The organism is Zarconia sp. (assembly GCF_057467645.1).
The window spans coordinates 20,659-43,364 of sequence record NZ_JBRJXU010000095.1; the positions used below are offsets into that span (position 1 = coordinate 20,659).

A 22,706-nucleotide genomic window follows, 5' to 3' on the forward strand; every position below is an offset into this window, starting at 1 on the left:
ACGAGCTAGTCACTAGTATATCGCCCTCCACTTGCATTCCAACAGACAGGGGTGAAAATCAGCCGGGATAGTTTTGGGAACATGGGAGGCAGCCGACAAGTGTATGTTCTTTAGGTTTCGCTGGATTCGAGCAGGCGTTGCTGGCGTTGTTGGGGGAGGGGGAGAAGAGAGAAAGCAATCGCTGTATTCAGTTGCGTTAGGACAATCGTGCGCATGGGCGCGTGCGGAACGCACAAACATCTTGCTCGCATTTCTAACAATCGTATCGTTGGAAATGTCCCCACCCAAAGAGAATTCCGCGCTCTCCCTCAAAGCTCAATTGATACCAGTACTTAACCCGATACCGCCCACATTCCATTCTGACCGGAAAAGGTTCGATCCCAAACTGACGTTCAATACCGCGATATGTCTCCGAAATTGCTCTGTCGAGAAATTGCCGCCCAATTGGTCCCCAAAATCAGCTTGGTGGCGACGGATATGGACGGTACGTTAACCCAACAGGGTCGGTTTACCTCCAGTTTGCTCGCCGGTTTGGAAGAGTTGGCACGCTTGCAGATTCCGGTTGTCATCGTCACGGGAAGATCTGCCGGTTGGGTGAGCGGTTTGGCACAGTACCTACCGGTGTGGGGAGCGATCGCCGAAAATGGCGGGTTACTCTACCTCAAAGATCGAGAACATCCCCTTCCCCTGACTCCCATTACCGATCCCATCGCCCACCGACAAAAGTTGGCGCGGGTTTTCGAGTTGCTGCAACGGGACTTTCCCCACTTGCGAGAATCGGCGGACAATCCTTTTCGACTGACGGATTGGACGTTTGATGTCGCCGGGTTGAGTCTGCAGGATTTACAACGGATGGAGGCAGCATGCCAGGAGCAAGGTTGGGACTTTGTCTACAGTACCGTGCAGTGCCATATCAAACCGATCGCCCAGGAAAAAGCGACGGCGGTTTTGCAAGTTTTGCAGGATTACTTTCCCCAGTTCGATCGCGATCGGGTTTTAACAGTGGGGGATAGTCCCAACGATCGCACCCTATTCGATCCGGGTTATTTCCCCCATTCCGTGGGAGTGGCTAATATTGTCGATTATCTCGATATACTCCCCCATCCTCCCGCTTACATGACCCAGAGTCTTGAAGGGGAAGGATTTGGCGAGTTGGTGCGGTACTTAACCGATTTGGAGTTGAGACCCATTTAACCGATTGAATCCTCAAAGCTTTATCCTGAAGGGATTTTAGCGTTTCGAGGCGATGTCGGTCGGGGAAACCCAAAATGCTTGTTCTGTAAAGGTTTGAGCCTGCTACATTGAGTTTTGCTTAAACGCCAGCCATCGATGACTGAAGTCTGAAATTTCAGCCGAGAAGAAAGACACCTCTCATTCGGACGAGGATTCCTCTCTCCTGGAAATTTCTACAGACAACGGAAAAAAAGTGGAAATCGTGAGTCCGTATTTTTCTGGAGTTAATCTCCTCTTCGGATTAGGAAGGCACTTCCATTCCCATTCCCCGTTCCCCATTGCGCGCCCGAAGCGGATACAACCATCCAGAACTGACGTTAATTTTATCGAGCTGCTGTTACCAATTACCATCTTGCGATCGAGTTGCATTTCGAGTGTTACTCAGCTTTACCTAAAGGTAAACATTCGATAATCCCTGTCAACATTCTTTGCAAAATAAACGATTGTTTTAAGCTTTTTCTATAATGAAAATATAAATTCGGTCACTTATACGTAAGTAAGAGGTCTAAGTCTTATGAAAATCGAGCTTATGATAAGGAATGCCATGCAATCCCTATTTGAAGCAGCGGGTCGTATTTTTAGCCCAACCGATGACCAATACCCCGAGATTGGCGTACAACCTTTTGAAGGGGAACCCTATCACGGTTCTGCATGGGTAGATTGAGCAACCTCAACCTTAACCTAGAAGATTCTGAATATCCCCATCCATGCGGTGGGGATATTATTTTTATGGAGAGTTCGCAGCAAATTATTCAGTCACTTTGCGCTCGAATTTTACATTGGCATAACAATTGAGTAATAATTGGCAATCGTCCGTCGAATACTGACCAAGGGCGCAGATTCTTGCCCTCTAAACCTCCTTTCCCGAAACCCGAGAAAGTAGTGCGATGGAAGGAGAAAAATTGTTTTAATGACTTTATTAAAGATTGGTAACATTTTTTTGAGTCATTTTACAGATCGAGCCTTAATCTCGAATTAACCCCATAGAATGTATATCAGCATCACAGTCAGTTCTAGCCCAATTTAGATGGAGGGTGAGAATAGACGGCCGAAATCTTTTTTCTCAGTTTTTTCGGTTGCGATGAGCAATATTTCCAGCTAATTGAGCGTTACAGGTCATTGAGCGATCTAAGTCACAAGAATTGTGCGATCTCGATCGCTGAGAAAAGCATCGATCTCTCGTACAAGAAGTTTATGTGAAATTACTGATAAACATCATGCATTTGTCTGCGCCCTCAAGTAAGATCCCAAGTCTGCCACCCCTGTCGGAACCTGAAATGAAAAAACTATTCCATGCTGAAATTGTCAGAGCGTGGCGAGAAATGCAAAATGCGGTGGCGATCGCCCGAAAAACATCTTCAATTTAGTCAGAATAGGGGTTAGCTTTTCCGGATATAAATACAATGACGGATGGCTCGAGAGATAGGTGTCTCGAATGCATCCACAGACTCGAGGGTTCCTCCGATCGAGTCTATTGTTTTTTGTAGCGATACTTTTTCTTCGGTAGTCCAGCGACCGCGATACAGGATGGCGATTCCCTCAGATTTGAGCAGTGGGAGTGCGTACCGGGCGCAAAGCGATGCAGAACCCACCGCTCGAATCAAAGCTAAATCGTAAGCTTGCCGGTGCCGGGACTGTTTGGCAATTTTCTCCGCCCTTCCCGCGAGGGCAATGATGTTGGAGAGATTGAGAGTCGATCGCAACGTATCGAGAAACGCGATCTTCTTACCCTTAGAATCGAGCAGCGTTACCTGCCATTGCGGGTGGACGATCGCCACGGGCAAACCCGGAAATCCCGCCCCCGTCCCGATATCGATCGCCCGCAGTTGAGAAGGCACAGACTCGGGCAGGGCACCCAAACCTCGCAAGGAATCCCAAAGGTGCTTTTCCCAAAATTCCATCGGTTCGGTAATGCGGGTTAGATTGAGCTGCTGGTTTCCCTGTAAAATCAGCTCGTACAGGTTGCCGAACTGTTGCTGTTGCGTTGAGTTGGGTTGCCATCCCAGTGTCTGGTTCCAAACCGACATCATCTCGGGTAGCTGGGTATCCGTCATCGAGTTCTCCGGCCTTCAAACCGGGGCGTACCAACGCTTAATTTTACCCCTCCAATGCCGATCGACTTCCGCAATACGAATACGGTGTGGGCATCCGTTCTCGTCGAAACCCTCGCCCGACTCGGACTCTCCATCGCCATCCTCTCCCCCGGTTCCCGTTCCACCCCCCTCACCATCGCCTTCGCCTCCCATCCCAGTATCGAAGCCATTCCCGTTCTCGACGAGCGTTCGGCCGCGTTTTTTGCCCTCGGACTCGCCCGAAAATCCGGACTGCCAACAGTGTTAGTCTGTACTTCTGGAACCGCCGGGGCGAATTATTATCCGGCCGTTATCGAAGCCCGAGAAAGCCGAGTACCATTGCTCGTCCTCACCGCAGATCGCCCGCCAGAGTTGAGAGGCTGTCACGCCGGACAGGCTATCGATCAACTCAAACTCTACGGCAACTATCCCAACTGGCAAGCCGAACTCGCAATTCCGTCTCTGGAACTATCGATGCTGGCGTACCTGCGGCAAACCCTCACCCACGCCTGGGAACGCACCCGTTTCCCCCACTCCGGTGTCGTTCATCTCAACTGTCCCTTTCGCGATCCGCTACCCCCTTTGCCGGAGGCTGCTGCCGCAGAACTCGCCCGAGGGTTTCCATCAGACTTTTTTGCCGCTGTATCTGCTGCATCGTCGCCCGTTATCGGTGGGGATGGGGCTTCAGAGGTTTGGCAAATTTGGGAAAAGTGCGATCGGGGCATCATCATCGCCGGACTTGCCCAACCCCAGCAGCCAGAACGCTATTGCAAGGCGATCGCCCATTTTGCCAAAACCCTCGGCTGGCCGGTTCTAGCGGAAGGGTTATCTCCGGTACGCAATTACCATTCCCTCAATCCCTATCTCATCTCCACCTACGATGGGATTCTCCGCCACCCTCAACTCGCCGGAGATTTAAGTCCCGATGTCGTCGTTCAAATTGGCGAACTACCCACGAGTAAGGAACTGCGCAACTGGCTGGCAACTCATCAACCCCGGCATTGGATTCTCGATCCGGCGGCGGAGAATTTCGATCCCCTCCACGGCAACACCACTCATTTACGATGGGCGATCGAATCTCTGCGAGTACCCGACCATCTCGAAATTTCCCGAAATGGTCAGTATTGCCAACGCTGGTGGGAAGCCGAAAACCAAGTCCGAGAAAAAATCGATCGGGCAATGGAGGAACTCGATGCGATCGTCGAACCGAAAGCGGCCTGGTTACTGTCTCGGGTACTACCGCCTCAAACGCCGTTCTTCATCGCCAATAGTATGCCCGTTCGGGATGTGGAATTTTTCTGGCAACCGGGAAATTCGGGCATTCAACCCTTTTTCAATCGAGGGGCGAATGGCATTGACGGAACCCTTTCCACAGCCTTGGGAATTGCCCACCGCCATCGCTCGAGCGTCATGCTAACGGGGGATTTGGCATTACTTCACGATACCAATGGCTTTTTACTGCGTCAGTTTTTTGTCGGTCATTTAACGATTGTTTTAATCAATAATAATGGGGGGGGAATTTTTGAAATGCTTCCTGTTTCTCAATTTGACCCGCCCTTTGAAACGTTTTTCGCGACACCACAACCGATCGATTTCGAGCCATTGTGCAAGACATATGGGGTTGAGTACGAACGGATTCGAGATTGGCAGCAGTTCGTCGATCGATTAACAGTTCTTCCCCAGGAAGGAATTCGAGTTTTGGAACTGAAAACCGATCGCAAACTGAATACCCAATGGCGAAAACAATTTTTCCGCGAGCTAGAAACCGCTCAATTTGATTGAGGTGAAAGCCATGATTACTCCATTAAAATGCTCTCAATTCTCTCCCCACTTCCCCGAAGCTCCCGATGCCCCCGATGCTCACCTCACCCAGATTTTTAATTAAATATTGCACCGATTTCGAGCTTACTTGAGCATTCCAAACTGCCGTAAAAGACTAACATTTTCGGGGGTTAACAACTTTTGTGCTTCCGAAACTTGATTGAGCAAAGAAATTTCTCGGGCAAATTCCTCATTCAAGATTTTGAGATAGCGCTCTTTTGCCTCTGGGGGTTGTTCGTTTTCGAGCATTTTGAGCGCCATGTTAATGTTAGAAACCGGTTGGCGCAGTTCTTGGGTTAAATTCGATAACATCTCATCTTTTGCACTCACGAACTGTTGAAGTTTGTTGAGTTCTTCCGATAGAGACTTCATCCGTCCGTAAAATACTTCTTGCTTTTTGAAACGAGCTTCGATCGCCCGGAGCAGTTCATCGATATCAAAAGGCTTCGTGAGGTAGTCATCCGCACCGAGTTCGATTCCTTGACGAATATCCGCCCGATCGGATTTTGCCGTCAGAAAAAGGAACGGAATTAAGTTAGTTTCCGGGTCTTCTTGCAGTTGTTTGAGAACGCCATACCCGTCTAAGTCCGGCATCATCACATCGCAAAGAATCAGATCGGGATGCTCGTCGCCAGCCATTTGAACGCCGATGGAACCGTTCGATGCACCGATGGCTTCAAACCCTTCTGCTTTGAGAATACTCAAAATATTTTTGAGTAATAGCTGTTCGTCTTCAATCACTAATATTTTCTTCATGTTTGCGTGCGCTATTGAACGGTAATGTTACGCTAAAAGTCGTTCCTACACTGACTTTACTGGTAACTTCGATCGCACCCCCATGTAATTCAACACACCTTTTGACAATTGCTAAACCCAATCCCGTACCCGGAATTGTGCCGACATTTTTCGCTCGGTGGAAAGACTCGAATAAATGAGGTAAGTCTTCAGGTGGAATGCCGATTCCTCGATCTTGAATTTGGATGATAACTCGATCTCGATGATACCGCAGGGCGGCTCGAATCGGACTGCCAGGAAGAGAATACTTAATTGCATTCGCGAGCAAATTGTCAAGAATTTGTCGTAAAAGTTTTTCATCCACCACCGGGAGGATCGTGCGATCGGCAGCTTCGATGCTTAGTTCGATGGTACGATCGCCACCGAGACCGGCACGAATTTCCGAGACCAGGCGCTCGCAAAAGGGCGTCAATTCTAAAGGTTGAGGGTCGAAATTCACTTTACCCGCTTCGGCGCGTCCCAGAGTCAGGACATCATCGAGTAAGTGAGTCATGTGTTGGGCGGCCGAGAGAATTTGCCCGAGTTGTTCGAGTTGTTGCGCTCTCTCCCATTCGTAGCGCTCGAGCAATTGTCCCGAAGACTTGATAATTGCCAGAGGGGTGCGGAATTCGTGGGATGTCATCGTCACGAAACGGGATTTGAGGTCGTTGAGTTCCCGTTCTTTTTCCAAGGCGACGCGGACTTCCTCTTCGGCTTGTTTGCGATCGCTAATATCGATCGAAGAACCGATCCATTCTACGGAATTCCCGACCCCGTCGCGTACCACTCGCACTTCGTCGCGCAACCATCGATACTCCCCATCTCGGTGGCGGAAACGGTATTCGTTGACGTGGTACTCTCTTTCGCCCAAATCCGCTAAACTCGCGAGAACGGCGGGGGCATCCGATGGGTGGAGTCGATCGCGCCAAAATGTCGGTTCGGCCAGCCATTGAGCTACCGAATAGCCCAAAATTTCCTCGATATTGTCGCTAATAAAGGTTGTAGAATAATCGCGATCGGGACGGCGGCTGTAAATGACTGCCGGACTGGAGGTGAGTAGGTATCCCAGACGCTGCTGGGTCGATCGTAATGCTTCTTCAGCTTCCTTGAGTTGGGTGATATCCGTTGCCGTCCCCGCCACCCGCGCCAGTTTGCCGTCGAGATCGCGAAAAGCCATCCCTCGCCAGAGAATCCAACAAATGCGACCATCTCGGTGCAACATCCGATGGGACATTTCGCATAGAGAACGATCGCCTTTGAAGTAGGCGCGAACCGCGGCAATCGTCGATTTGCGATCGGCCGGGTGAACCCCCGCCAGCCAGGATTTAAACGAGTGGGGAATTTCCCCATTACTATAGCCCAACATTGCTTTCAGGTTCGGGGTCAGATAAATGCGATCGCCCCCCAGATACCAATCCCAAACACCGACCTGACTCTGGGCGGTGGCGAGAGCATAGCGTTCCTCACTCTGTTGCAGGGCCGTTTCTGCCAAGATGCGATCGCGGGCTTCCCGTGCCAGAGAGGCCATATAGGCGAGATAATTGGCAAAGTTTTGCTCTTCAAGCATCCAGGGTCGATTTTTGCCTCGGCGATCGAGTCCGAGAACGCCGATGGTTTGACCCGCTGCCCGAATCGGCACGTCCAATCGGGAATCGGCGGCGACGGCTTGCAATCTGGGGTGATTGGATTCCTTGGAGACGATCGATTTGCCCAGTTCTAAGGTGTGGAAATACTTCGGGTGAGATGCCACCTCCAGCACCATTCCCGCTGAATGCTGCCGTCGATCGAGTTCGTAGAGATCGGCACATTCGAGATACGTGCGATCGTCGTTGTAGAACCAAATGCTGACTCGTTCCACATCTAAGGTATGGGATGCCGTTTGGGTGAGTTTTTCCAGGGCCGCCTTAAGATTCCCCGTATGAAATTCCGAGCATTTCGAGAGTTCCACCAGAACGATTTGCTGCCATTGCAGTCGATTTTCTCGCATCTCCAGGGCTTGTTCTGCCCGAACGCGGGATTTGAGTTGCCCTTGGAGGCGGGCGTTGGTTTCTTGGAGTCGATCGATTTTTTTGAGGGTTTTCGGATCGATGGCTTGGAGTAGGCTGTTTTGTGTCACCACTCCGACGAGGAAACCGTCTGCATTGACGATGGGAAGATGGCACAATTCGGTTTGGCGGAATCGATCGAGCAGAACCGATAAATTTTGGGCGGTTGAGGCTTCGAGTACCGCCGTTGGTTCTTTCATCACTGCCTGAATTTCGAGGCGATCGCAGTTTTTTCCCGATGCAAGCAAACCTAAGAGATCGCGATCGCTCAACTCACCCAGGAGTTTGGGAGAATCGGGGGTTTCAACAACCAAGACGCAACGAGCATCGGATTCGAGGAAGCGGGCGATGACTTCAGATACGGGTGTTTCGGGGAAGACGGTAAGGGGGTAGAGGTCGATCGCGCCATGGAGAGAGGAGTCTGGTTTCATCGGGGAGTTTTGTGGAAGGATGAGAAACAATGAGGGGGAAATTCTGAGGACACAAGTATCCCAAATATCTCATCGATCGTCTCTGTGCCATCTGCACCAACACAGTGTTGGGTGTCATTACATATGGTTTTAAGTTTTAGCAGATCGTAGTATTTTTAGCATCGTATCGGCTGCATCAACTGCATTATACGGCGACCAAACGGGATAAGAGCGATCGGGTACGATCGTCTCCATTTCTTGTTGGGCGAGTTCCGATCTTAAAACTTGCATGACATAGAACTTGTCTGCACGACTTAGCTCTCGCAAGATTGCGATGAGTTCTGATGAAACCATGCAAAATTCCCTATTTGTCGAGTTGACCTCTTTATTTTAGAGAACCGCAGTCATATCCATGGGTGACAAGTTAAATGTGATACAAGTCATGAGTTGGTGCGATCGCCAAAGCCATATTAGAAGAAAGCAGTCTATTCCAACACGATGATGACGAATCTTCCCGGCTATCACCTCAGCGACACTCTCTACGAAGGCACTCGCACATTGGTGTATCGCGGCACTCGCACCAACGATAGCCAAGCCGTCATCATCAAATTCCTGCGAAGCGAATATCCAACCTTCAACGAACTGGTTCAATTCCGCAACCAATATACCATTACCAAAAACCTCGATTTACCCGGAATCGTCAAACCTTTATCTCTGGACACCCATGGCAACGGTTATGCCTTGGTGATGCCTTCGGACGGTTATATTTCTCTAGGAGAGTGGCGAAAAGAACAGTTCTCGATAGTAGACTTCCTCACGATCGCCATTCAACTGGTCGACATTCTCCACGGACTCTATCAAAATCGGGTCATTCACAAAGACATCAAACCAGCCAATATCCTCATTCATCCGGAAACCAAACAAGTCAAACTCATTGACTTTTCCATCTCTTCTCTGCTGCCCAAAGAAACCCTCCAAATTAGCAATCCCAATGTCTTAGAGGGAACCCTTGCCTACATCTCCCCGGAACAAACCGGACGCATGAATCGAGGTATCGATTATCGAACGGACTTCTATTCTTTGGGTGTGACGTTCTACGAGTTGCTCGCGGGAAAATTACCATTCCAAAGTGATGACCCCATGGAGTTAGTCCACTGTCACATCGCTAAATTGCCAACGTTCCCCCACACCTCACACCTCACACCCCGCCCCCTTGAAGACATTGTTCTCAAACTGATGGCCAAGAATGCCGAAGACCGGTATCAGAGTGCGTTGGGGTTGAAATACGATTTAGAAAAGTGCCTGTATCAGTGGAAAGAAACAGGGAATATCGAGCCGTTTGAGTTGGGAGAGCGGGATATTTGCGATCGCTTCACCATCCCCGAAAAGCTCTACGGACGCGAAGGAGAAGTCCAAACCTTGCTCGATGCCTTCGAGAGGGTGGCTCAAGGAGGATCGGAGATGATGCTGGTGGCGGGATTCTCTGGCATTGGCAAAACTGCCGTCGTCAATGAAGTCCACAAACCCATCGTCCGCCAACGGGGTTATTTCATCAAAGGGAAATACGACCAGTTCAATCGCAATATTCCCTTTAGTGCCTTCGTGAGTGCCTTCCGCGACTTGATGGGGCAACTCCTGAGTGAATCCGATGAAGAATTAACAAATTGGAAGGCGAAGATTCTCGAAGCCGTGGGCCTCAACGGTCAAGTCCTCATCGATGTCATTCCGGAACTCGAGCGTGTAATCGGCTCACAGCCTCCTGCAACAGAGCTTTCGGGTACGGCTGCCCAGAATCGGTTCAATCTCCTGTTTCAGAAATTCATTGCCATTTTCACCACCCCAGAACACCCATTAGTGATGTTCCTCGATGACTTGCAGTGGGCGGATTCGGCTTCATTGAATTTAATGAAGGTGTTGATGGGGGATAGCGATCGGGACTATTTACTGTTGCTCGGAGCCTATCGCGATAACGAAGTTTTCCCCGCTCATCCTTTAATGCTGAGCCTCGACGAGATGCAAAAGCGGTGCGACCCCGGCGAGGAAACCTCGCCTAGGGAACGCGCACCAAGAGAACAAGGTGCAAATCTCAATACCCTAACGTTGCAACCCTTAAGTGCGTCGGATATTAATCATTTAGTTGCCGATACGCTATTGTGCGAACCGGAAGTGGCTCGACCCATATCGCAATTAGTCGATCGGAAGACCCAAGGCAATCCCTTTTTTACAACCCAGTTTTTGCGAGGACTGCATGAGGAGGGTTACATCACATTCGACTTGGATGGGGGTTATTGGCAGTGTAATTTGACACAGGTGCGACAGTTGGCTCTGGCCGATGATGTGGTGGAGTTTATGGTGGGGCGGTTGCGGAAGTTGCCGCAAGGAACTCAAAAGGCTCTAAAGTTGGCGGCTTGCATTGGCAATCAGTTTGATTTAGCGATGCTAGCCATTGTTTGCGAACAGCATCAAGAAGATGTGGCAACAGATTTGTGGCGAGCACTCCAAGAAGGATTAGTCATTCCCGAAAACGAAACCTATAAGTTCTTCCAAGGCGATGCTGTTGAAGTTACGGACGTTGAAAATATTAAAATTGGCTATCGCTTTCTTCACGATCGCGTTCAACAAGCTGCTTATGCTTTAATTCCAGAGGAGCAAAAGCCTCTTACTCACTATCGGGTGGGGCGACTCTTGCTCGAAGATTTTTCCCAGGAGGAACAGGAGCAATATATTTTTGATATTGTCAGTCATTTGAATGTGGCGCGCAAGCTCATTAACCAACCGGCAGAACTCGAACAACTGGCAAATCTAGATTTAACGGCCGGACAAAAAGCACTCGCTTCAACGGCTTATGAGGCAGCCATTGAATATGTAGAGATTGGTATTGAGTTGCTAGGAGCACAGGCATGGTGCGATCGCTACGACCTGATGCTAGAGCTGTATAAAGCGCTCGGTTCGGCGCAGTTGAGTAGTGTCAAGCACGACCAACTCAAATCAACAATTCAGGGGATATTGCCGCATCTTACTTCACCAGTCGATCGGGCTGAATTTTATGTTCTACAAATCTCCTCGTATAGCATTCAAGGACTATATGCAGAGGCGATTAAGATTGGACTTATCGGTCTCAAAGAGTTGGGGAATAAAATCGATCGAGACAACTTGGAACGATTAATTCAATCAGAGAATGCGGCGATAAAAAGGCTACTAGGGGAGCGTAATATCTACGAGCTATTGGATCTCGATACTACAGTTCCTCCAGAAGTCAAAGCAGAGATAAAGCTCGCAATTTCACTCGATCCACCAACTTATATTATCGGAGATATCAATCTTTATAGCGTGGTTTCACTGAGGGCAGTGTACCTTTCGATCGAGCATGGTAATATTCCAGAATCGGTGAAGTCTTATGCCAATTATGGTGTCCTTCTTGGACTCATGGAGCAAAGATACGATCGAGGCTATGAGTTTGCCGACATGGCTCTCCAGCTAGCTCAAAAACTCAATAGTAAATCCCAAGAATGTCAAGCGGGTTTGTTACTGGGTTATTGGATTCACATCTGGGGGAGACATATCAATGGTGCAGCAAATGTAAATTACCGTAGCTTTATCGCTGGAATGGATTCTGGGGAGATTCAATTCGCAGCATATAATCTCTTAGCTAGCATCCTCAATCGGTTATTTCAAGGGGAACACTTGCTCGATATTGGTGAGGATATCAATAAGTATTGGCTCATTTCAGAAAAAATCAAACATGACTCGCTCCGAATTTCTCTGGCAGCTTCACATATCTTTATTAGCCAGTTATCACTCAGTCAGCAAGCTGAAAACCAAAACAACTCGATCTTAAATCCTGAAGAAATTATTCATCATGGAGAAGTTGCAAACTCATTACTGACAGTAAGTGCATACTACATTTTGCGAATGCACTTAGCTTGTTTGATGGGGCGATTTAATGAGGGTCTTGATTACACACAAAAAGCCCAAGCGGTTTTGAATGGAACGATCGGTTCTACAACCTATAGTAGCTACTTCTACTATATGTCTCTTATCTTGCTCAATATTCAGTCAGATTTATCTTCAGAAGAGCAGAGCGAGGCATGGGAGCAAATTCATACCAACCAAGAACAGTTGAAAGCCTGGACTGAAAGCTGTCCAGAAAATTTCTTGCACAAATATCTTCTCGTGGAGGCAGAAAAATCTCGAATCCTAGACCAAAAATTAGAGGCAATAGAGTTATACGATCGTGCCATAGCCGAAGCCAAAGCCAACGAATACCTCCAAGAAGAAGCCCTCGCCAACGAACTCGCCGCCAAACTCTACCTCGATTGGGGCAAAGAGAACATCGCCGCCACCTACATGGTAGAAGCCTACTACTGTTATGCCCGGTGGGGAGCTAAAGCCAAAACCGACCAGCTCGAACAGACTTATCCCCAACTGCTGACCCCCATCCTTCAACAACCTCACTCCTCCCTAACCCTCGACGCCACCACCACTCTCTCCTCCCATCAGACACTTCGCACTTCCACTTCTAGCAAGACTGCTACTTCCATTCTCGATATCTCCGCAGCTATCAAAGCCTCTCAAGCCCTCTCCGGGGAAATCGAACTCGAAGCCTTGCTCTCCCAACTGATGCACATTGTCATTGAAAATGCCGGAGCCGATAAAGGCGCATTCGTCTTGAACAATACCGAAACCTGGGAAGTGGTCGCTCAGTGCATTGAGGAAACCTGCGAGTTATGCGCCACCCCCCTCGACAACGCACAGACTCTTCCAGCAAGCATCGTTCGTGCCGTCGGGCGCACTCAACAGACGATTCTGCTCAACCAAGTCGAAAAAGATACTCGCTTTGCATCAGATACTTACCTGATACAACAGCAACCCAAAAGCTTATTCTGTACCCCAATTCTTAACCAAAGTCGGCTCATTGGCATCCTCTACTTAGAGAATAACCTCAGCACGAAAGCCTTTACTCCAGAACGAGTGGAAGTGCTCAATTTACTCTGTTCCCAGGCAGCTATTTCCATTGAAAATGCCCGACTCTACGAAAATACCCAAGCCGCCAACAAAATGTTGCACAAATCGTTTGAAGACTTGAAACAAGCACAACTGCAAATGGTGCAAAGCGAAAAGATGTCGGCATTAGGAAATCTCGTGGCGGGTGTGGCTCACGAAATTAACAATCCCGTCGGCTTTATTGGCGGTAACCTCCAACCCGCTCGAGATTACGTACAAGACTTGTTGAGATTAATTGACTTATATCAAGAGGAAAATCCCCATCCCAGTGAAGCCATCGAAGACGAAATTGAAGCCATCGACTTAGACTTTCTGCGCTCGGATTTACCCAAATTGATTGATTCGATGAAACTGGGGGTCGATCGCATCGCCCATATTAGTACCAGTTTGCGAACGTTTTCGAGAACGGACAAAGAACACAAAGTCCCTTTCAACCTCCACGATGGTCTCGACAGTACCATCTTAATTCTCAAGCATCGTCTCAAAGCTAACGAACAGCGTCCGGCGATCGAAATTGTCAAAGAATACGGCAACATCCCAGAAGTACGATGCTTTCCCGGACAGCTCAATCAGGTGTTTATGAATCTGATTGCCAACGCCATCGATGCTTTAGATGAAGGGAACGCAGGACGACGTTTTGAGGAAATTGCAGCCAATCCCAACCGGATTACCATTCAAACCCACATCCAAGACGAGGGAGTCACCATCCGGATTTCCGATAATGGGGTGGGGATACCCTCTGAAATCAAGCCGCGGATTTTCGAGCAGGGATTTACCACCAAAGGGGTGGGGAAAGGCACGGGGTTAGGAATGGCGATCGCCCGTCAGATTGTCGAAGAAAAGCATGGCGGTACGATATCTTGTTCTTCCCAACCCGGACGGGGAACCGAGTTTGCGATCGATTTACCGTAATTCATCAAAGATCCTTGGGTCTGAAACCCCGTTTTTAGAGGACGGCTATACAAGTGTCTCTTGTGAAACATAATTCACGGTGAAGCGAGCTGGCGTTGCAGGGGAAGAGAATTGGAGCACAGAGTAAGCGTTTGTGCTGAATTATGACGATATCCAGTTCGGATAATTAGACTTTTGGACGAAAAGGGTAAAAAAAAAGGGAGACAGCGCAACGCACTATCTCCCTCTCAACTTCTCAGCGCAACTAAGCGTCGCGCAACTTAAACTTAGTAGTCGAAGTCACCGCCCATGCCGCCGCCAGCAGCAGGAGCGCCATCCTTCGGTTCGGGCTTATCGACGACGATGCACTCGGTGGTGAGCACCATTCCGGCGATCGAAGCGGCATTTTGCAGTCCGGAACGAGTCACCTTCGCCGGATCGACGATACCGGCATCGAACAGATCGACGAACTCGTTGGTAGCAGCGTTGTAGCCAACGTTGAACTCTTTCTCCTTCACCCGTTCGGCAATCACCGCACCGTTCTGTCCGGCGTTCTCGGCGATGCGCTTCAGGGGAGCAGACAGGGCGCGAGCGACAATCAACGCACCGGTCAGTTCTTCACCGGTGAGGTTGCCGTTGGCCCACTCTTCGAGTCCGGGGGACAAGTGCGCCAAGGTCGTACCGCCACCGGGAACGATACCTTCTTCCACTGCGGCTTTGGTGGCGTTGATGGCATCTTCGAGGCGCAGCTTGCGGTCCTTCATTTCCGTTTCGGTGGCCGCACCGACTTTGACCACAGCCACACCACCGGCGAGTTTCGCCAAACGCTCTTGCAGCTTCTCTTTGTCGTAGGAAGAATCGCTTTCGTCCATTTGACGGCGGATTTGCTCGCAACGAGCCTTCACGCCCGCTTCGTTACCTTCAGCAACGATGGTGGTGTTGTCTTTGGTGATGGTGATGCGACGAGCGGAACCCATCATTTCCAGCTTGGCCGTATCCAGCTTCAGACCGGCATCTTCGGTAATCAGCTGACCGCCGGTGAGGACGGCGATATCTTCGAGCATGGCTTTGCGGCGATCGCCAAATCCAGGGGCTTTGACAGCGGCCACGTTGAGCACGCCCCGCAGGCGGTTCACCACCAGGGTTGCCAGGGCTTCTTTCTCGATATCTTCAGAGATAATCAACAGGGGCTTGCCGGAACGGGCGACTTGTTCGAGAACGGGAACTAAGTCCTGCACCAAGCTGATTTTCTTATCGGTAATCAGGATGTAAGGCTCTTCGAGAACCGCTTCCATCCGCTCGGTATCGGTGGCGAAGTAGGGAGAGATGTAGCCCTTATCGAAGCGCATCCCTTCGGTGATTTCCAGTTCGGTGGTCATGGATTTGCCTTCTTCGAGGGAAATCACGCCCTCTTTGCCCACTTTATCCATGGCATCGGCAATCATTTGACCGACTTCATCGTCGTTTCCGGCGGAAATCGCACCCACTTGGGCGATCGCTTTGGAATCTTCGACCTGACGGGCGTGTTCGGCAATTTTGTCGACCAAGAATCCCGTGGCTTTGTCGATACCGCGCTTGAGGGAGATGGCATTCGCACCAGCCGCGACGTTGCGCAGACCTTCTTTGACCATGGCGTGGGCTAAAACGGTGGCGGTGGTGGTTCCGTCTCCGGCAGTGTCGTTGGTTTTAGAAGCGGCTTGGCGAATCAAAGAGACGCCGGTGTCTTCCACGCGATCTTCGAGTTCGATTTCCTTGGCGATGGTAATCCCGTCATTGACGATCTGAGGGGCGCCGAACTTCTTCTCGAGCACCACGTTCCGACCTTTGGGGCCGAGGGTGACGGCAACGGATTCCGCCAGAATATCCATTCCCTTTTCCAGGGCGCGACGAGCATTCTCGTTGTAGATAATACGCTTTGCCATAGTCTTTACGTGTTTGTGGATTTGGAGGGTTGGGTAATCAAAGATGAGGTGAATTGACGATCGCGCCACCGTTCATGTAAGTCTGACGGTCGATCGCCTGCCGCAAACGGGCAATCATCACTCGTTAGCTAACAATGGCGAGGATGTCTTTTTCCGAAAGCAGAACGTATTCCTCGCTGCCGAGTTTGATGTCCGTACCGGCGTACTTGGAATAGAGAACTTTATCGCCAACTTTGACATCGAGTTCCTGACGAGAGCCGTCATCGCTGCGCTTGCCAGGACCGACTTGAACGATTTCTCCCACTTGGGGCTTCTCCTTGGCGGCATCGGGGAGAAGAATCCCACCGGCTGTTTTCTCCTCCGAGGCACTCACTTTGACAAATACGCGATCGGCCAAGGGCTGAACAGTGGAAACACTCAGAGATACGGCTGCCATATATAAATACTCCAGACTACAGGGTAAACTGATACTCGACTAAAGAGTTAAGTGAGTGAAAACGTCGATGGTTTTGTTTGTCGCTCGGCATCGCGAATCGACATCAAACCGCACCAGCACAAACTTCGATCGCGTCTCGCTCGCTATCTGCGGCTCGGTTCGATATGCAAGTCCAAACTCGATCGACACCTGCTTTGGATACTCGCGCAAATCCATCGAATTAGCACTCTCAACTCCTGAGTGCTAATTTAGCGGAGTCCCTTTGACAAAGGCAACTCGCTCCCCTGTACGGGTTTCCGAACCGTTACGGATTTAGGGGCTTGGGGGAGCTGTTGGAGGCAAGGGGACAAGGGGACAGGGGTTGTAGGGGCAAAGCATTTGGGCGATCGAGTATGAATGAAACGACATCTAATAAATCCAAATGCTATAGCCTTCGGCATGGCTTCGCTAACGCCCTTTTCACCAGACAAGGGAGATGAATTGTCCCGGTTACCCTCTCTCCGCGTCACCGCGTCCTCTCCTCCCCATCACTCTCTTCCAGAAATCCAAGGGGTAGGAGCTAAATTTGGGGTATGGTGAAATTTTGCGATCCCGAAGATGAGTAAAAATTGTGCCCCCCAGCCTGGGGTTGAAGTAGAAGCTGAGGAACCTGCGATGTCACCTCAGCTTTCAGAAACGGCAGAGAATCCAGAGGTCGATCGAACTCAAATCGAGAAACCCCTCGCATCTTGCGTCCAACAACTGGGGATTAACTGCCTCGATCGACATCTCCTATTGTGTACCGACCCAACAAAGCCCAAATGCTGTTCGCCCGAAGTCAGTTTGGAAGCGTGGGATTACCTGAAAAAGCGCTTGAAAGAATTGGGACTCGATCGCCCGACAGAAGATGAAACGCCCTGCGTGTTCCGCACCAAAGCTGACTGTTTGCGGGTTTGTTTCCAGGGTCCGATTTTGGTCGTCTATCCCGATGGGGTGTGGTATCACAGTGTGACTCCAACGGTCATCGAGCGGATCGTCCAAGAACACCTGCTCGGCGATCGCATCGTAGAAGAATATGCCTTTGCGACTCACCCCTTACCCGATCGCTCTTCATCGGCAAGCTGACGACGCGCGGCTTCGAGCAGTAAACGGCGTTCGGCGCGGGCGATCGCCGAGTAGGTGGACTCCACGGCCTTCGGAGGCACGGAAATTGCCGTAATCCCCCACTCGACCAGGGAATCGATCGATTCGGGATATTGCACCGGCGCGTCACCGCAAATGGAACAGGGAATGTTCAAGGCCCTGGCGGTTTCGATCAGTTGCCGTATGGCTGCCAGAACCGCCGGGTGACGGGCTTCAAAGACTTGGGTCATTTGGGAACTGTCGCGATCGGCCCCCAGGATGAGCTGAGTGAGATCGTTACTGCCGATGGCAATTCCTCCCACTCCGGCACGGACGAAATCCGGCAGCAAGAACACCACGGAGGGCACTTCTGCCATGATCCAAAGCTCGAAAGACGTATCTTGCAAGAGTCCAGACCGTTCGGCGCGCTGGCGACAAAACTGAAACTCTTCCACGGTGCGGACAAAGGGCAGCATGACGTGGAGATTGGTGTAACCGGCTTTGCGGACTCGGGCGAGCGCGCTCAGTTCTAAATCGAAAAGACTCGGCTCGAGCTGGATGCGAAACGTGCCCTGAATGCCCAGGACTGGATTGGTTTGGCGATTGTCGCAAACATTGAACGCGCGATAGTAGATCGGGCGCGGGGCAAAGCTGCGAGCAAAGTCGCTGAGGCATTCGACGAGTCGCTCGACGATTTCAGTTTGCTGCGTTTTATCCTGCCACCGCTCGATATTTTGTTCGTTGGGATTTTCCAGCCCCTCGATCGCGATCCGTTCCCCTCGAATCAAACCCACGCCATCCACCGGGAACTTGGCAACCTCATCAATGAGGCTCGGCTGGGAGAGATTCACCCACAGTTGAGTGGCAATGGGGATATCTTCCGAGGGAATTTTCGGTCTGGAGGGGATTGGGGGCGTTCGATCTTCCCTCTGGGGATCCTCGAGATTTGCGGCTTCGGGCATCCGACGAACCTCTCCGCGATCGCCATCAATTTGAATCCATTCCCCCGTGGGCAAGAGTTCGATGGCATTAGCAACTCCCACCACGGCCGGAATCCCCAATTCTCGGGCTAGAATTGCGCCGTGGCTGGTAGTGCCTCCCCGTTCCGTCACGAAACCCGCTGCTTGTTGGATTTGGGGCAACCAATCGGCGGAAATAGCAGACGCGACTAAAATTTGACCGGGGGGAATATTTTCCGGAAAGCCCTCCGCACGATCGACCGCGACAGCACGAGCGATGACGACACCGCCAGAGACGGCAATGCCTTGAATCGAAGTGCGCTCTGCGGTTGATGGGGATAGCTGCAAACCCTCGAGATTTGGGTCAAGACCCCCAGGAGGGGGTTCTCGAGGAGAAACCTGAGTCAGTAACAGTGATGACGAGCGTTCCGATGCCGATTCGCACTCCGTTTCTTCGAGAGGAAGGAGCGTCCATTTCAGCTGAAAATTGGGAGCCAAATCCCCTGCCAATTTTTGGGCGAGTTCGATCAGGGTGTCGAGATCTGATTCGGGTAGGGCATACTGCTGTTGCCGCTCTTGGTCGAGAAGAGCGGTTTTCCAACCGATTTCAGTGGCTTGGTAGGTACAAACCTTACGCCCGAGTTGTCGGTGTTGCACTTGTCGAGTGGTTCGATCGACTCGATAGAAATCTGGAATGACATCACCGCAGGCGATCGCCATACTCGCACCGACAGTCGCTCGAATCTCAAAATCGATCGGACCAGCGTGCAGATACCCCGAGGCGATCGCCCCCTCAATGGGTTGCACTAAAACTGCGAGGCACACCTGTTTAAGGGAAATACCGTAACGCTGAAGGCAAAATAGACTGCGGGCTCGAAATAATTCTGCCCAGGTCTGTTTGAGGGCTTGGGTTAGCTCGTCGGGTTGATTCCCACTCAGATGGGATTCGAGCAATTGGGATAGGTTGGGGTGATTTCGTCGGGAATATCCCGCACGGGCAGAATCCGTCGAAATCGAGAGGGAGGGTCGAAAAATCAGGGTCGTGGCATCCCAAGATTCTACGGCAGATTGTAGGGCCCTCGTCCATGGCGAAGGGAGTTTGGCCATGAAAATTTCATGGCGAATTTTTTGGGCGATCGCTTGGAGTTCATCGGCATCGTCGATGTTCAGGTATCGGGACGTATCAAGCAAATCGACGAGTAACGGTTCTTGCCAATCACCACCCTGCAACCATGTTGATAATGTCTCAGCCGAGACAATAAATCCCGGTGCAGTCGGATATCCCCTGCGAGCCACCTCATTCAAGTAAAATGCTTTATCCCCAACCTCAGAGCGATCTGAGGGGTGAATCTGACCGAGCCAGAGTAGGTTATCCACTGCGTCTTGGCACGTTGGCTGTAAACTCTATTATCGATATTATGGGGTCGAGAGCAAGGTTTTGGATACAAAAATCACCTTTCCCAATGATTGAGAAAGGTGAGCTAACCCCAAGATAATCAATTCAATATTAGAATTTATAGCAAGTTGAAAGTTTTGCTTTTATCGCGCTTTTTTGGAGTGGTCTCCTCGATTGCGCTTGTCTGCATTGTATGGGATTTCACTGAGGCGATCGAGGGAATTCCACGGAGTTTACACAACTTTTACGTAATTTGCCTTAATTGCCGCTGTGTGTGAATTTTCGATAAAGCAATCTCCCGAATGGTGCGCTGTAGACCTTTCGTCACCGCTTAGGCTGCATGATTCATCAAGTTCGATGAAAATCCCTCAAAGCCTTGCCCGTACCAAGCAAGCGAGCAATTTACCCAAAAAACAGACTGTGTTTTGAGGTTAGCTCGAGATTGGGAGCGAGCGCGTTTGGTGAACGAGCCAGGTTAGGCTTGTGTACTGTTTGTCAGAACTCTGATGCTTCGATCGAGCGCGAAAGTACCACAGAGCGATTTTGTCGTGCCATAAAGGGGAAAGGGGAGTGTGTTTTCCCGTGCTGCCCTCGATCGTGATATCCGCAACTCCACTGACTATCGCTGTATGGTGTATCGCCACATTCTGAATTTATTTCTCAAACCCAATTGTCCCTTGTGCGATCGCGCCGCTGAGGCCGTGACTTGTGCCTACTGTCAGCGACAACTCCAGCGCTGTCGATTCGCAAATCCTCGCCAACACTGGCGGGGGAAGATGCCTGTTTTTGTTTGGGGACACTACGGGGAGTCTCTCAAAAGAGCGATTGCCGCCCTCAAATACGAAAATAACCCCCAGTTGTCGCAACCATTGGGGCAGTGGCTGGGGCAAGCATGGAACGAAGCGGCGATCGCCCGTTCGACAAAACTGGCCGTGGTGCCGATTCCCATGCATCCTCACAAACGCCGACAGCGCGGTTTCGATCAAGCCGAACTGATTGCCCGCTCTTTTTGTCAGGTGACGGGGTTACCGCTGCAGAGTCGGGGTTTGGAACGGGTGCGGCAAACGGAAGCGCTGTTCGGTTTATCTCCAGATGCTCGAGTGCGTGAAGTCAGCGATGCTTTTGCATTGGGGGCGCCGTTTCACCGTCTCCCCAAACGCTGTCTCCCCAAAGCAGTATTATTACTCGACGATATTTATACCACCGGAGCAACCGCACGATCTGCGGTTACGGTACTTGAGAGTCGGGGGATTCGCGTTGTTGGACTGGTCGCGATCGCCACCTCAAAGGGTCGCAATTCCAGGGTGGATCGAGATTAGTGGAGCGATATGGCTGTGGCGAATTTCACGAACGGAACCGAACGCCAGAGAAGGTCTCCATCTAGCAGACCTCTAGTAGAAATCCAAAACACCGATCGGTTTTGAGACCCAACTTCTCGATTCGTAACATCTTTCCCCAATCCCAAACCCCTTTTCTCTGGTAACTCCAGATGTCTAGCAGGCAACGCACTCATCTTCACTAACATTCATATCTGTCGTAAATTCATGGCACCAAAGTGGGAGCTTGCGACCGAGCCGACGACCGTAGATTTTGCAGCGATTGACCGATGAGAGTTGAAACTCCGGTAACTTCTGTCGTACCCAACTGACAGCGTCGATCGGGTTAGAAACCTGTTGAGCAATCAAAATCACATAACAGCAATGTTCCCAAATCACAACCTGAGCTGATATCCCGCGAACATTGAGATGATAATTAAGCGACTGAGAAATAACCCGAGCGCGAGGTGATTTTCCCAGGGTTGAATGATTCATAGCAAACCTCTACGTACCCAAAATTACGTCAAACTCTACTGCTTAATCACCCAGTTGCATATCGAGACAGCAAAATTTTTAAGCTAGATAACCTTTAAAGTTTGACGCTCGTTGATTCTTCTTAATTTAGAACTCGGCACCATCCACTTGTCATCCGCACAATGGCTGATTTTTTGGAAAAATTCTCGCGACGAAGTTGCTTTCGCGATCTTAATTTGTGTGTTTTTACGGAGTATGGGGATGTTTGCCCCCATCTTGACTGTGATTCAAAACCCGTGAAAACCGATCTGTATTGACCGATAGGAGTTTGACTGGGTGAGTTAAAGAAGAATACTTCCGTATTTTTTCAGAGAGTCTTGATTCTCTGGATCGAGTTTATTTCTGAACTCGCAACAACTTCGGCACGATCTCAAATTGATGTTATGCAAACGTCTCAAACTCAGTTTAATATCGAGAAAAAATCTAGATTTTTATCTCTGAGTTTGATTGAGTTTAGTCCTGTTGGGTAGGTAGTATAAACCTATCTGTTTAACCAGTTTGTTTTGTAGAATACATTGAATTTATTTTTTATCAAGATCGCAACCTTACCCTCGGTCGACAGCATTGTAATCGGTTGAGTCGAGAGAATTTTATTCAGTTAGGCGATCGAATTTTGTCTAAATTCACCCTGAAAACCAGAAGCCATTTGAGGAAAACACGCGATCGCCCGTTAGCGACCCAGTATGTCACAGGCAAAAAAAATCAGTAATTTTACTCATTGACAAAAATAAGACAGTCTAATGATTTTGAGTTAATTACGAATAGCATTGCCTCAAAAATGCGATCGAAAAA

14 protein-coding genes are annotated in these 22,706 nt (G+C 50.0%); 6 read left to right on the plus strand and 8 right to left on the minus strand.

What is annotated here, in order from left to right; genetic code table 11:
• The first annotated feature begins 405 nt into the window (after positions 1–405).
• Both AC2215_RS14170 and AC2215_RS14175 read left to right on the plus strand, forming a co-directional pair.
• Positions 406–1,194: an HAD hydrolase family protein gene (locus AC2215_RS14170; protein ID WP_486810661.1), complete on the plus strand. Its 789-nt coding sequence runs from the start codon at positions 406–408 to the stop codon at positions 1,192–1,194.
• Positions 1,195–1,747: 553 nt separating this feature from the next.
• The gene (locus AC2215_RS14175) at positions 1,748–1,897 is read left to right on the plus strand and encodes a hypothetical protein (RefSeq protein WP_486810662.1); all 150 of its coding nucleotides are present in this window, start codon (positions 1,748–1,750) and stop codon (positions 1,895–1,897) included.
• A gap of 715 nt (positions 1,898–2,612) precedes the next feature.
• On the opposite strand, the gene rsmG is transcribed toward AC2215_RS14175, so the two are convergent.
• Positions 2,613–3,287, minus strand: a complete 675-nt coding sequence (gene rsmG / locus AC2215_RS14180) for a 16S rRNA (guanine(527)-N(7))-methyltransferase RsmG (RefSeq protein ID WP_486810663.1) — start codon at positions 3,285–3,287, stop codon at positions 2,613–2,615.
• Between the two features lie 54 nt (positions 3,288–3,341).
• Between rsmG and menD the strand changes: the two genes are divergently transcribed.
• Positions 3,342–5,087, plus strand: coding sequence for a 2-succinyl-5-enolpyruvyl-6-hydroxy-3-cyclohexene-1-carboxylic-acid synthase (gene menD, locus AC2215_RS14185; RefSeq protein WP_486810664.1), 1,746 nt, complete (start codon positions 3,342–3,344; stop codon positions 5,085–5,087).
• A 123-nt stretch (positions 5,088–5,210) separates the two neighbouring features.
• Here menD and AC2215_RS14190 read toward each other — a convergent pair whose 3' ends face one another.
• The 3 genes from AC2215_RS14190 to AC2215_RS14200 form a co-directional block, all read right to left on the minus strand.
• Entirely contained in the window at positions 5,211–5,882 is a 672-nt protein-coding gene (locus tag AC2215_RS14190) for an ATP-binding response regulator (RefSeq protein WP_486810665.1), read from the minus strand.
• Entirely contained in the window at positions 5,860–8,376 is a 2,517-nt protein-coding gene (locus tag AC2215_RS14195) for a PAS domain-containing protein (RefSeq protein WP_486810666.1), read from the minus strand. The genes AC2215_RS14190 and AC2215_RS14195 overlap by 23 nt, the downstream gene beginning before the upstream one ends.
• Before the next feature lie 129 nt (positions 8,377–8,505).
• Positions 8,506–8,709, minus strand: coding sequence for a hypothetical protein (locus AC2215_RS14200; RefSeq protein WP_486810667.1), 204 nt, complete (start codon positions 8,707–8,709; stop codon positions 8,506–8,508).
• Positions 8,710–8,853: 144 nt separating this feature from the next.
• Between AC2215_RS14200 and AC2215_RS14205 the strand changes: the two genes are divergently transcribed.
• Positions 8,854–14,271, plus strand: coding sequence for a trifunctional serine/threonine-protein kinase/ATP-binding protein/sensor histidine kinase (locus AC2215_RS14205; protein WP_486810668.1), 5,418 nt, complete (start codon positions 8,854–8,856; stop codon positions 14,269–14,271).
• A gap of 266 nt (positions 14,272–14,537) precedes the next feature.
• Here the strand turns inward: AC2215_RS14205 and groL are convergent, their stop codons facing one another.
• Both groL and groES read right to left on the minus strand, forming a co-directional pair.
• Positions 14,538–16,172 (minus strand): chaperonin GroEL, encoded by a 1,635-nt coding sequence (gene groL, locus AC2215_RS14210; protein ID WP_486810669.1) that lies wholly within the window; start codon positions 16,170–16,172, stop codon positions 14,538–14,540.
• A gap of 124 nt (positions 16,173–16,296) precedes the next feature.
• On the minus strand, positions 16,297–16,608 hold the full coding sequence (gene groES, locus AC2215_RS14215; RefSeq protein WP_486810670.1) for a co-chaperone GroES: 312 nt from the start codon (positions 16,606–16,608) through the stop codon (positions 16,297–16,299).
• A gap of 654 nt (positions 16,609–17,262) precedes the next feature.
• Here groES and AC2215_RS14220 point away from each other — a divergent pair.
• Entirely contained in the window at positions 17,263–17,712 is a 450-nt protein-coding gene (locus AC2215_RS14220; RefSeq protein ID WP_486810676.1) for a (2Fe-2S) ferredoxin domain-containing protein, read from the plus strand.
• Here AC2215_RS14220 and AC2215_RS14225 read toward each other — a convergent pair.
• Positions 17,676–20,045: a putative PEP-binding protein gene (locus AC2215_RS14225; RefSeq protein ID WP_486810671.1), complete on the minus strand. Its 2,370-nt coding sequence runs from the start codon at positions 20,043–20,045 to the stop codon at positions 17,676–17,678. The genes AC2215_RS14220 and AC2215_RS14225 overlap by 37 nt on opposite strands.
• A gap of 591 nt (positions 20,046–20,636) precedes the next feature.
• On the opposite strand from AC2215_RS14225, the gene AC2215_RS14230 reads away from it, so the two are divergent.
• A complete protein-coding gene (locus AC2215_RS14230; protein ID WP_486810672.1) occupies positions 20,637–21,383 on the plus strand; it encodes a ComF family protein in 747 nt (248 codons plus the stop codon).
• Positions 21,384–21,557: 174 nt separating this feature from the next.
• Here AC2215_RS14230 and AC2215_RS14235 read toward each other — a convergent pair whose 3' ends face one another.
• Positions 21,558–21,875: a hypothetical protein gene (locus AC2215_RS14235; protein WP_486810673.1), complete on the minus strand. Its 318-nt coding sequence runs from the start codon at positions 21,873–21,875 to the stop codon at positions 21,558–21,560.
• Positions 21,876–22,706 lie beyond the last annotated feature (831 nt).